This is a genomic window from Streptomyces sp. NPDC052064, from assembly GCF_055585925.1.
Window position 1 is genome coordinate 117,517 of record NZ_JBVJJE010000012.1, and the last position, 12,415, is coordinate 129,931.

Annotated in this window: 8 protein-coding genes; 5 read left to right on the plus strand and 3 right to left on the minus strand. The window is 70.4% G+C overall.

What is annotated here, in order from left to right; genetic code table 11:
- Nucleotides 1–236: 236 nt before the first annotated feature.
- Nucleotides 237–1,349, minus strand: a complete 1,113-nt coding sequence (locus tag ACZ6TU_RS29760; protein WP_467678032.1) for a LacI family DNA-binding transcriptional regulator — start codon at nt 1,347–1,349, stop codon at nt 237–239.
- 431 nt (nt 1,350–1,780) lie between these two features.
- On the opposite strand from ACZ6TU_RS29760, the gene hisC reads away from it, so the two are divergent.
- The 5 genes from hisC (at nt 1,781) to ACZ6TU_RS29785 (ending at nt 10,437) form a co-directional block, all read left to right on the plus strand.
- Nucleotides 1,781–2,860 carry a histidinol-phosphate transaminase gene (hisC, locus tag ACZ6TU_RS29765; RefSeq protein WP_467678030.1) on the plus strand — a complete coding sequence of 360 codons (1,080 nt, stop codon included), beginning with the start codon at nt 1,781–1,783 and terminating at the stop codon, nt 2,858–2,860.
- A gap of 352 nt (nt 2,861–3,212) precedes the next feature.
- On the plus strand, nt 3,213–4,721 hold the full coding sequence (locus tag ACZ6TU_RS29770; RefSeq protein ID WP_467678028.1) for a cytochrome ubiquinol oxidase subunit I: 1,509 nt from the start codon (nt 3,213–3,215) through the stop codon (nt 4,719–4,721).
- 20 nt (nt 4,722–4,741) lie between these two features.
- Entirely contained in the window at nt 4,742–5,746 is a 1,005-nt protein-coding gene (cydB, locus tag ACZ6TU_RS29775) for a cytochrome d ubiquinol oxidase subunit II (protein ID WP_467678026.1), read from the plus strand.
- Between the two features lie 12 nt (nt 5,747–5,758).
- Nucleotides 5,759–9,274 (plus strand): thiol reductant ABC exporter subunit CydD, encoded by a 3,516-nt coding sequence (gene cydD / locus ACZ6TU_RS29780; RefSeq protein WP_467678024.1) that lies wholly within the window; start codon nt 5,759–5,761, stop codon nt 9,272–9,274.
- Between the two features lie 104 nt (nt 9,275–9,378).
- Nucleotides 9,379–10,437 carry a M23 family metallopeptidase gene (locus tag ACZ6TU_RS29785; RefSeq protein WP_469552109.1) on the plus strand — a complete coding sequence of 353 codons (1,059 nt, stop codon included), beginning with the start codon at nt 9,379–9,381 and terminating at the stop codon, nt 10,435–10,437.
- A gap of 45 nt (nt 10,438–10,482) precedes the next feature.
- On the opposite strand, the gene ACZ6TU_RS29790 is transcribed toward ACZ6TU_RS29785, so the two are convergent.
- Both ACZ6TU_RS29790 and ACZ6TU_RS29795 read right to left on the minus strand, forming a co-directional pair.
- Entirely contained in the window at nt 10,483–11,370 is an 888-nt protein-coding gene (locus ACZ6TU_RS29790) for an HAD-IIB family hydrolase (protein ID WP_469552111.1), read from the minus strand.
- A 141-nt stretch (nt 11,371–11,511) separates the two neighbouring features.
- On the minus strand, nt 11,512–12,414 hold the full coding sequence (locus ACZ6TU_RS29795; protein ID WP_467678018.1) for an LLM class flavin-dependent oxidoreductase: 903 nt from the start codon (nt 12,412–12,414) through the stop codon (nt 11,512–11,514).
- Nucleotide 12,415 lies beyond the last annotated feature (1 nt).

Genomic DNA, 12,415 nt, shown 5'->3' on the forward strand with positions numbered 1-12,415 from the left:
GGCCCGTGGGTGTCGTGGGCCCATCATAGGAATGCGGATCGCGCCATGTGATGACCCAGGGGTGGTGAATCAGAGCAAGAGTCCAGTTCACTGCGGCTTTCGCCCCGATTGGGCCGGGCTTTGACCACCGTGTGACCGTCCTCGCTTTCCTTCTCTTCGCGAGAACGATCCCTTCTCTCCGGGGGACCGGCCCTGTTTCTCCCCAGGAGTGCGAACTTCCCTTTACCCGACCGGCCTTACGTCTCCTCGGGTGACCGCGGCGGGCTGACCGTCGTGCGCGGCGGGCGCCGCTGGGACGACGTGCGCACGATCAGCTCCGTCGGTATCACCTGCTCCACCGGATGGTCCGAATCCACTCCCTCGATGGCGTCGATGAGGAGCTGTACCACCGCCGTACCGATCCGGCGCGGTTTCAGGGAGAGCGTGGTGATGGACGGCTCGGTGTTGGCGTACACGGTGGACTCGCTGCAGCAGACCAACAGCAGGTCGTCCGGTACGCGCAGGCCGTAGCGGCGGGCGGCGGCGAGCAGGTCGGTGCCGTTCGGGTCGAACAGCCCGTAGACCGCGTCGGGCCGGTCGGGACGGGCGAGGAGCCGGTCGGCGGCGACGGCGCCCGCGCACGGATCGTGCGCCGGATAGGCCTCGTACACCGGATCCTGGCCGACGCGCTCGCACCAGCGCAGGTACGCGGTGGTCGACAGGTGGGTGTACGTGTCGGTCGTCGTGCCGGTCAGCAGGCCGATGCGGCGGGCGCCGGCGTCGGCCAGGTGGTCGAGGATGCCGAGGACGGCGGCCTCGTGGTCGTTGTCGACCCAGGCCGTGACCGGCAGCGAGCCGGCCGGGCGGCCGTCGGAGACGACCGGCAGCCCCTGCCGGACGAGTTCGCTGACCACCGGGTCCTGGTCGGAGGGGTCGATGACGACCGTGCCGTCCAGGGCGACGTTCGACCACACGTCGTGGCGGGAGGTCGCGGGCAGGATCACGAGGGCGTAGCCGCGGGCGAGCGCCGCGGAGGTGGCGGCCCGCGCCATCTCGGCGAAGTAGGCGAACTCGGTGAAGGTGAAAGGTTCATCCCCGTATGTGGTCACGGTCAGGCCGATGAGTCCCGACTTGCCGGTACGGAGGGTCCGGGCGGCGGCCGAGGGGCGGTAGCCCAGCCGGTCGGCGACCTCGCGGACATGGCGCCGGGTGGCGTCCGGGAGCCGGCCCTTGCCGTTGAGGGCGTCGGAGACGGTCGTGATGGATACTCCGGCGGCGGCGGCCACATCTCTGATACCCGCCCGACCCGGCCGACTGCCTCGACGTGAGGTTTCCGCGCGGCTCACCTGGTGCTTCCCTGCTGCTGTCATGGCGAGCCGATAGTAGGGCTCATGCGGTGGGGTAGTGCGGACGCATATGCACGCGTTGACAGGAACGTTTCTGCATGATCACTTAGCCCCAATTGCTTTGGAAACCAAGGGTGTTGAGCGCCCGTACCCCTGTACGTGACTTGTCGGCGCGCACGGGCCTGCCAAGTGGTCGATGTTGCGAAGAGGTCTCAACTCACCTGCACGGGGGATGCGCGCCACGGCGTGCACCACCGGCGCGTAGATATATGTGCGGCGCGCCCCCGGATTCGTACGCCTTCGTAGGACGATGCCCCTGATGCCGGTGCGACGCACGAGGTCGGCGTTCGTCGCTCCGTCGTGGCTATACGCAGCGGCGCCGAATCCTCATAAGGTGAGGAGTATTGGATGTCGGCGGCGGTCATGGGCCGCCGGTCTTCGCGAGGAGGACTGCGGTGAGCGAGACGAGCCCCAAGCTGCGCGCCGAGCTGGAGGGGATCCCCACCTACAAGCCGGGCAAGCCCGCCGAGGCGGGCGGGCCGGTGGCCTACAAGCTGTCCTCCAACGAGAACCCCTACCCGCCGCTGCCGAGTGTGATGGAGACGGTGACGGCGGCGGCCTGCAACTTCAACCGCTACCCGGACATGGCCTGTACGGCGCTGATGAACGAGCTGTCCGAGCGGTTCGGCGTGCCCCTCTCCCACCTGGCCACCGGCACCGGGTCGGTCGGTGTCGCCCAGCAGCTGATCCAGGCAACCTCCGGCCCCGGCGACGAGGTCATCTACGCCTGGCGGTCCTTCGAGGCCTACCCGATCATCACGCAGATCAGCGGCGCTACGTCGGTGCAGGTGCCGCTGACGTCCGGTGATGTGCACGACCTCGACGCGATGGCCGACGCGGTCACCGACCGGACCCGGCTGATCTTCGTCTGCAACCCCAACAACCCGACGGGCACGGTCGTGCGGCGGGCGGAGCTGGAGCGCTTCCTCGACCGCGTGCCCGGGGATGTGCTGGTGGTGCTGGACGAGGCCTACCGCGAGTTCATCCGTGATTCCGAGGTGCCGGACGGCGTCGAGCTCTACCGCGACCGGCCCAACGTCTGCGTCCTGCGGACCTTCTCCAAGGCGTACGGCCTCGCCGGCCTGCGTGTCGGGTTCGCCATCGCCCACGAGCCGGTGGCCGCGGCACTGCGCAAGACGGCGGTCCCGTTCGGGGTGAGCCAGCTCGCGCAGGAAGCGGCGATCGCCTCGCTGCGTGCCGAGGACGAACTGCTCGGCCGGGTCGGCTCGCTGGTGTGTGAGCGCACGCGCGTGGTCGACGGGCTGCGCGCCCAGGGCTGGACGGTGCCCGAGACCCAGGCCAACTTCGTGTGGCTGCGGCTGGGGGAACGCACGGTCCCGTTCGCGGAGGCGTGCGAGCAGGCGGGCGTGGTGATCCGGCCGTTCCCGGGTGAGGGTGTGCGGGTGACGGTCGGGGAGACCGAGGCGAACGACATCTTCCTGAAGGCGGCGGAAGGGTTTCGCAAGGAGCTCTAGGAGCTGAGGAGAGACCGTGGTGTGAGCCGGTCGACGCTGGTCGTCGGCCGGCTCCACGCGTATCGGGTCGCCGTCGCGCACTGTCGCGAGTAGGGCGAGGGTGTCGCGTCGGTCCAGAGGGCGACCGTGCCCGGTTCGACGACCTGCTGGGTGCCTGTTTCACGTGAAACAGGCACTCCTGTGCCGAAGTACACCAGGCCGCAGTGAGGTGGCCTGCAGATTCAACAGTATGTTGAAGATCGCGCCATGGGGTTGACCGCGACCGGGGGCCCCCTCAACGGCTCGAAAGTCCGTGCTGCATAATGGCTTGTGAATGTGAACGCTTTCACAAGCGTATGTAAGGAGCGGCGACGTGGACCTGGCTTTGGCGCCGGAGACCCTGGCGCGATGGCAGTTCGGCATCACCACCGTCTACCACTTTCTGTTCGTCCCCCTGACGATCTCGCTGGCTGCCCTGACGGCCGGGTTGCAGACCGCGTGGGTGCGGACGGAGAAGGAGAAGTACCTCCAGGCGACGAAGTTCTGGGGCAAGCTCTTCCTGATCAACATCGCGATGGGTGTGGTCACCGGCATCGTGCAGGAGTTCCAGTTCGGCATGAACTGGTCCGACTACTCGCGCTTCGTCGGTGACGTGTTCGGCGCGCCGCTCGCCTTCGAGGCGCTGATCGCCTTCTTCTTCGAGTCCACCTTCATCGGCCTGTGGATCTTCGGCTGGGACAAGCTGCCCAAGAAGATCCATCTGGCCTGCATATGGATGGTCTCGATCGGCACGATCCTGTCGGCGTACTTCATCCTCGCGGCCAACTCCTGGATGCAGCACCCGGTCGGCTACCGGATCAACGAGGCCAAGGGGCGGGCCGAGCTCACCGACTTCTGGCTGGTGCTGACCCAGAACACCGCGCTCGCCCAGGTCTTCCACACGCTCACCGCGGCCTTCCTGACCGGTGGCGCCTTCATGGTCGGCATCGCCGCCTTCCACCTGGTCCGCAAGAGGCACGTCCCCGTGATGAAGACCTCGCTGCGGCTGGGCCTCGTCACTGTCGTCATCGGCGGTCTGCTCACCGCGGTCAGCGGCGACGTCCTCGGCAAGATCATGTACCAGCAGCAGCCGATGAAGATGGCCGCGGCCGAGGCGCTGTGGGACGGAGAGAAGCCGGCGCCCTTCTCGGTCTTCGCCATCGGCGACGTCGACAAGGGGCACAACAAGGTCGCCATCGAGATCCCCGGCCTGCTGTCCTTCCTAGCCAAGGACGACTTCACCTCGTACGTGCCCGGCATCAACGACGTCAACAAGGCCGAGCAGGAGAAGTACGGGCCCGGCGACTACCGGCCCAACATTCCCGTCGCCTACTGGGGCTTCCGCTGGATGATCGGCTTCGGCATGACGTCGTTCGCCATCGGCATGGCCGGGCTGTGGCTGACCCGCAAGAAGTTCCTGCTGCCGCAGCATCTGCGGGTGGGCGAGGACGAGGTGCCGCATCTCGTACTCCTGCCGAAGAAGGCCCTCGGTCCGACCCTCACCAAGTGGTACTGGCGCATCGCGATCCTCACTCTGGGCTTCCCGCTGATCGCCAGCTCCTGGGGCTGGATCTTCACCGAGATGGGCCGCCAGCCGTGGGTCGTCTACGGCGTGCTCCAGACCCGTCACGCGGTCTCCCCCGGTGTCTCCCAGGCCGAGGTCATCACCTCGATGGCCGTCTTCACCACGCTCTACGCCATCCTCGCCGTCGTCGAGGTCAAGCTGCTGGTCAAGTACGTCAAGGCGGGCCCGCCGGAGCTCACCGAGGCCGACCTCAACCCGCCCACGAAGATCGGCGGCGACTCCCGTGACGCCGACAAGCCGATGGCCTTCTCGTACTAGGCCGAGGGAGCTGCACAGTCATGGAACTGCACGACGTCTGGTTCGTCCTGATCGCCGTCCTGTGGACCGGCTACTTCTTCCTGGAGGGCTTCGACTTCGGGGTCGGTGTGCTCACGAAGCTGCTCGCCCGCAACCGGCCCGAGAAGCGGGTGCTGATCAACACCATCGGACCCGTCTGGGACGGCAACGAGGTCTGGCTGCTCTCGGCGGGCGGTGCCACCTTCGCCGCCTTCCCCGAGTGGTACGCCACGCTCTTCTCCGGCTTCTACCTGCCGTTGTTGCTCATCCTGGTTTGCCTCATCGTCCGGGGTGTGGCCTTCGAGTACCGCGCCAAGCGGCCCGAGGAGAACTGGCAGCGCAACTGGGAGACGGCGATCTTCTGGACCTCGCTGCTCCCGGCGTTCCTGTGGGGTGTGGCCTTCGGCAACATCGTGCGGGGCGTGAAGATCGACCGGGACTTCAACTACGTCGGTGGCGTCCTGGAGCTGCTCAACCCGTATGCACTGCTGGGCGGTCTCGTCACGCTGGCGCTGTTCACCTTCCACGGGACGGTGTTCGTCGGGCTCAAGACGGTCGGGGAGATCCGGGAGCGGGCGCGGAAGCTGGCGCTGCGGGTGGGGCTGGTGACCGCCTTGCTGGCCCTCGCCTTCCTGCTGTGGACGCAGTCCGACCGGGGTGACGGGGCGTCGCTCGTCGCGCTGGTCGCGGCCGTGGCGTCGCTCGTCGTGGCGCTGGTCGCGGCGCGGGCGGGGCGTGAGGGCTGGGCGTTCGCCCTGTCGGGGCTCACCATCGTGGCCACGGTGGCGATGCTCTTCCTGACGCTGTTCCCGAACGTCATGCCGTCGACGCTGAACCCGGACTGGAGCCTGACGGTCACCAACGCCTCGTCCAGCCCGTACACACTGAAGATCATGACTTGGTGTGCCGGGATCGCCACGCCAGTCGTCCTGCTCTACCAGGGCTGGACGTACTGGGTGTTCCGTAAGCGGATCGGTACGCAGCACATCGCCGAGACCGTGCACTGAGGTGTGTTTCACGTGAAACCAATCGATCCGCGTCTGCTCCGGTACGCCCGTGCCACCCGGGTCTTCCTCGTGGCGGTCATTGCCCTGGGCGCCGTCGGGGCGGTGCTGGCCATCGCCCAGGCGATGCTCATCGCCGAGGTGGTGGTCGGCGCGTTCCAGCACCGCATGGCGGTGTCCGAACTCGGCACCCCCCTGCTGCTGTTGGCCGCCGTCGCGGTCGGCCGGGCGCTGGTCGGCTGGCTCACCGAGCTCGCCGCGCACCGGGCGAGCGCGGCGGTGAAGTCCGAGCTGCGGGGGCGGTTGCTGGAGCGTTCCGCTCAGCTGGGGCCGGGATGGCTGAGCGGGCAGCGGACCGGTTCGCTGGTCGCCCTGGCCACCCGGGGTGCCGACGCCCTCGACGATTACTTCGCGCGGTATCTGCCCCAGTTGGGTCTCGCGGTGGTCGTGCCGGTGGCGGTGCTGGCGCGGATCGTCACCGAGGACTGGGTCTCCGCGGCCATCATCGTGGGCACCCTGCCGCTCATTCCGGTCTTCATGGTGCTGATCGGCTGGGCCACCCAGTCCCGGATGGACCGTCAGTGGCGGCTGCTGTCGCGGCTGTCCGGTCACTTCCTGGACGTCGTCGCGGGGCTGCCGACGCTGAAGGTCTTCGGGCGGGCCAAGGCGCAGGCCGAGTCGATCCGGCGGATCACCGGCGAGTACCGGCAGGCAACCATGCGGACGCTGCGGATCGCCTTCATCTCCTCCTTCGCGCTGGAGCTGCTCGCGACGATCTCGGTGGCGCTGGTCGCCGTGACGATCGGCATGCGGCTGGTGCACGGCGAGATGGACCTGTACATCGGTCTGGTCATTCTGATCCTGGCGCCGGAGGCTTATCTGCCGTTGCGGCAGGTCGGGGCGCAGTACCACGCGGCGGCGGAGGGGCTCGCCGCGGCCGAGGAGATCTTCGAGGTTTTGGAGACGCCCGTTCCGGCGTCCGGTTCCGGTGCCGTGCCCTCGGGTGCGCTGGCTGTCGAAGGAGTGACGGTCCGCTACCCGGGGCGGTCGGCGGACGCCGTCTCGGACGTGTCCTTCACCGTCGAGCCCGGGGAGACGGTCGCGCTGGTCGGGCCGAGCGGTGCCGGCAAGTCGACGCTGCTGCACGTCCTGCTCGGGTTCGTGCCACCGGCCGAGGGGCAGGTGCGGGTCGGGGGAGTCGACCTCGCCGACGTGGACCTGGAGCAGTGGCGGTCCCGGATCGCGTGGGTGCCGCAGCGGCCGCATCTGTACGCCGGGACGATCGCCGAGAACGTACGGCTGGCGCGGCCCGATGCCGACGACGACGCGGTACGGCGGGCGCTGCGGGATGCCGAGGCTCTGGAGTTCGTGGACGCGCTGCCCGAGGGTGCGGACACCGTGCTCGGCGAGGACGGGGCCGGGCTGTCCGCCGGGCAGCGGCAGCGGCTCGCGCTGGCCCGGGCGTTTCTCGCGGACCGGCCCGTGCTGCTGCTCGACGAGCCGACGGCCGCGCTGGACGGGGCCACCGAGGCCGAGGTCGTGACGGCGGTACGGCGGCTGGCGGCCGGGCGGACGGTGCTGTTGGTGGTGCACCGGCCGGCGCTGCTGGGAGTGGCGGACCGGGTGGTGCGGCTGACGGAGCCCAAGATCGCCCCGGTGCCTGTCGCGTCCACCACGGTGCCTGTCGCGTCCGCCGTGGTCCCGAATCCCGGAACGGTTTCCACTGAGGTCGAGTTGCCCGCCGCGGCCTCTCCGACCGAGCCTGGCGGCCGGACCGCTTCGGTCGGTGTCCTCGCGCGCGTCCGCGCCATGTCCGGTGACCGGCGCGGGCGGCTGGGACTCGCCCTGCTGCTCGGGAGTCTCGCGCTCGGGAGTGCCGTAGGGCTCATGGCCACGTCCGGGTGGCTGATCTCGCGGGCCTCGCAGCAGCCGCCCGTGCTGTATCTGATGGTGGCCGTGACGGCGACGCGGGCCTTCGGGATCGGGCGGGCCGTGTTCCGGTACGCCGAGCGGCTGGTCTCGCACGATGCCGTGCTGCGGATGCTGGCGGACACCAGGGTCGCGGTGTTCCGCAGGCTGGAGCGGCTGGCGCCCGCCGGGCTGCGCCGGACCCGCCGGGGAGACCTGCTGTCCCGGCTGGTCGCTGACGTCGACGCGTTGCAGGACTACTGGCTGCGGTGGCTGCTGCCGGCCGGGGCGGCCGTCGTCGTGTCGGCCGCGTCCGTCGGCTTCACGGCGTGGCTGCTGCCCGAGGCCGGGGCCGTGCTCGCGGCCGGGCTGCTGGCGGCGGGAGCGGGCGTGCCACTCGTCACGGGTGCCGTCGCACGGCGGGCCGAGCACCGGCTGGCGCCCGCCCGCGGGGTGCTCGCGACGCGGGTGGCCGATCTGCTCACCGGAACCGCGGAGCTGACCGTCGCCGGTGCCCTCCCCGCGCGGACCGCCCAGGCACGCGAGGCCGACGGGGCACTCACCCGGATCGCCTCGCGCGCCGCCACCGCCACGGCACTCGGCGACGGACTCACCGCGCTGATCTCCGGCCTGACCGTCACGGCCGCCGCCCTGGTCGGCGCGCAGGCGGTCGCGGCCGGGCGGCTGGACGGCGTGACCATGGCCGTCGTCGTCCTCACCCCGCTGGCCGCCTTCGAGGCCGTGCTCGGGCTGCCGCTCGCCGTGCAGTACCGGCAGCGGGTGCGCCGGAGCGCCGAGCGGGTGTACGAGGTGCTGGACGCCCCGGAGCCCGTGGGGGAGCCCGAGCAGCCCCGGCAGGCGCCCGCGTCGCCGTTCCCGGTCGCCGTCAAGGGGCTGGCCGCGCGGCACGCGGGACAGGACCGTGACGCGCTCACCGGGCTGGACCTGACCCTCGAGGAGGGCCGCCGGATCGCCGTGGTCGGGCCCTCCGGATCCGGGAAGACGACGCTGGCGCAGGTGCTGCTGCGCTTCCTCGACGCGGACGCGGGTTCATACACGCTGGCGGGCGTGGACGCCTACGCTCTGCACGGGGACGACGTACGGAAGCTCGTCGGGCTGTGCGCACAGGACGCGCATCTCTTCGACAGCTCGCTGCGCGAGAATCTGCTCCTCGCCAAGAAGAACGCCACCGAGGACGAACTGCGTGCCGCCCTCGGCCGGGCCCGGCTGCTGGACTGGGCCGACGGCCTGCCCGACGGGCTGGACACGCTGGTCGGCGAGCACGGGGCGCGGCTGTCGGGAGGGCAGCGGCAGCGGTTGGCGCTGGCCCGGGCACTCCTCGCCGACTTCCCCGTCCTGGTGCTCGACGAGCCCGCCGAACACCTGGACCTGCCGACCGCGGACGCGCTCACCGCCGACCTGCTGGCCGCCACAGAGGGTCGTACGACGCTGCTGATCACGCACCGGCTGGCCGGTCTGGAGGCGGTGGACGAGGTGGTCGTGCTGCGCCAGGGGCGTGTCGTGCAGCGCGGGGCGTACGCGGAGCTGGTGGCCGTGGACGGGCCGTTGCGGGAGATGGCGGAGCGGGAGGCGGCGGCGGAGTCGCTGGTGGCCGCGCCTTAGCGGGGGCACGACCGGCGCCGCACTGAGCCGTTCGGGGCATCCGGTCCCCCAGCCGTACGACGTGAACAGGGCCGGGCCGACCGGACTGGGCGACGATCACTGACATGTGCTCATATCGCCGCCATCGCCTGGTCGTTCCCGTTCTGCTGTGCGCGCTGGCGGTCCTCGCGGCCCGGCCGACGGCGGCGCACAAGGAACCCGGGAGCGGCACCGGCGGGGACTCGGGCCTCAGCGCCGAGGTGGCGCGGCTGTACGAGGAGGCCGCGGTGGCGACGCGGCAGTACGAGGCGGGGCGCGAGGAGGCCGAGAAGCAACGGGCCAGAGCGCAGCGGGCCGAGAAACTCCTGGACGGTCAGCGGCGGCGCATCGCGGCCCTGCACGAGGACCTGGGCAGGATCGCCCGTGCCCAGTACCGCTCCAGCGGTGGGCTGCCGGTGGCCGCGCAGCTGATCCTCGCCGACGGCCCTGACGAACTGATGCGAGGTCACCATGCCTTTTCCCAAACGAATCTCGCCGTGAACAACGCGATCTCCAGGAGCCGCAGGGCCGAGGCACGGCTCGTCGCGGACGAGGCCAAGGCCGCGGCTCAGTGGCAGGTGCTGGAGAAGCAGAACACCGAACTCGCCGCTCTGAAGGCGGACATCGAGCAGAAGCTCGAAACGGCCCGATCGCGGCTCCAGGGGCAGGCGGACGCCTCGGTCGCCGCCGGGGCGTGCCGTGGGGCCATTCGGCTCGAACAGCCGGAGACGGGCTCCACGAGAGCGTGGGTCGCGCCCGTGGAGACGTACGAGCTGTCCGCGTCCTACGGCAGCGGCGGTGCGCGGTGGGCGAGTCGGCACACCGGGCAGGACTTCGCGGTGCCGATCGGCACGCCGGTGCGGGCCGTGGGCGCGGGCCGGGTGGTGAAGGTGTCCTGTGGAGGTCCCTTCGGCATCGAGATCGTGCTCAGTCACGCGGGCGGCTACTACACGCAGTACGCCCATCTCGCGTCCGTCGCGGTCGACCAGGGGGAGCACGTCAGCCCCGGCCAGTGGATCGGCCAGTCGGGCAGCACGGGCAACTCCACCGGACCGCACCTGCATTTCGAGACCAGGGTCACGCCGGAGATGGGCTCGTCCGTGAATCCGGTGTCATGGCTGGCGGCGCGAGGGGTGTCGCTCTGACCTCGGCGAGAGCCGGAGCCGAGCCGCAGGCCGCAGTCGCGGCAGCTACGGCAGTTCCGTGAGCAGCTGCTCGATCACGACCGCCACCCCGTCCTCGTTGTTCGCGACCGTCTGTCCCGAGGCCGCGGCGACCACGTCCGGGTGGGCGTTGCCCATCGCGTAGGACCGGCCCGCCCAGGTCAGCATCTCGACGTCGTTCGGCATGTCGCCGAAGGCGACGACCTGCTCGTGCGAGATGCCGCGCTCGGCGCAGCACAGGGCGAGCGTGCTGGCCTTGGACACCCCGGGGCCGCTGATCTCCAGCAGGGCACTGGGGCTGGAGCGGGTCACGTTGGCACGGTCACCGATGGCGAGCCGTGCCAGGGTCAGGAAGGCATCGGGATCCATCTCGGGGTGGTAGGCCAGGATCTTCAGCACCGGCTCTGCGGCCGCACGATGGTCCGGTGACAGCAGCTCCTCCGCCGGGGCAAGGCTGTCGGGGATCTCCATGTGCAGCTTCGGGTAGGCCGGCTCCTGGTAGAAGCCGTACGTCTGCTCCACCGCGTACACCGTGCCCGGAGCCGCATCACGCAGCGCTCGTACGGCGTCCAGCGCGTTCGCCCGCTCCAGCTCCCGTACCTTCACGAACCGGTGGGAGCCGGGGCTGCCGTGCAGGTCGACCACGGCGGCGCCGTTGCCACAGATCGCCAGGCCGTGGCCGTGGACGTGGTCGCTGACGACGTCCATCCAGCGGGCTGGGCGGCCGGTGACGAAGAAGACCTCGATGCCCGCCTCTTCGGCGGCGGCCAGCGCGGCCACCGTGCGGGGGGACACCGACTTGTCGTCGCGCAGCAGGGTGCCGTCGAGGTCGGTGGCGATCAGCCGCGGAGGGAGGGTCTCGGCCGCGGTCTCGGGCTGTCGGGTCGCTGAGGTCACCCGGCCATTGTTCCGCATATGCCTGCACGGGCGTGCGGTAGTCCGCACAGGTGAGTGGATACCGCCCTCACCAGGACCTTCCCGGGACGCCTCCCGTAGGGGGCCGCACCGGAGCTGCCTGAAGCCTCTGTGAAACTCCACCGAAGCCGCCCGAGGGCCTCAGCGCAACTGCGCCGGCGCCTCCATGGCGATCTGCTCGAACGCCTTCTCGTCCGCCGCGAAGGGCGAGTCGGGGATGGGCCAGTGGATCACGATCTCCGTGAAGCCCAGTTCCATGTGCCGGCCGGCGAAGTCGACGAAGGCGTCCAGGGACTGGAGCGGGCCGACGCGGTCCGGGGTGAATCCGGTGAGCAGGACCCTGTCGAGGTCGGCCATGTCCCGGCCGATCTCGGCACAGGTGTCGGCGAGCTTCTCCGCCTGCCCGCGAATGGCCTGAATCGACTGTTCAGGAGTGCCGTTCTCGTACAGCTTGGGGTCGCCGGTGGTCACCCACGCCTGCCCGTAGCGGGCGGCGAGCCGCATCCCGCGCGGCCCGTTCGCGGCGACCGCGAACGGCAGCCTGGGGCGCTGCACACAGCCGGGGACGTTCCGTGCCTCGTGGGCCGAGTAGAAGTCGCCCTCGTACGACACCGCGTCCTCGCTGAGCAGCCGGTCGAGCAGCGGGACGAACTCGGCGAAGCGATCGGCGCGCTCACGCGGGGTCCACGGCTCCTGGCCGAGCGCGGTGGCGTCGAAGCCCGAGCCACCCGCGCCGATACCCAGAGTGACCCGCCCGCCGGAGATGTCGTCGAGGGAGATCAGCTCCTTGGCGAGGGTCACCGGGTGCCGGAAGTTCGGCGAGGTCACCAGGGTGCCCAGCCGCAGCCGGTCGGTGACGGCCGCGGCGGCGGTGAGGGTCGGTACGGCGCCGAACCAGGGGCCGTCCCGGAAGCTGCGCCAGGACAGGTGGTCGTAGGTGTACGCGGTGTGGAAGCCGAGCTGCTCGGCACGCGTCCAGGCCGCACGGCCGCCTTTCTGCCAGCGACGGTAGGGGAGGATCACGGTGCTCAGACGCAGACTCATG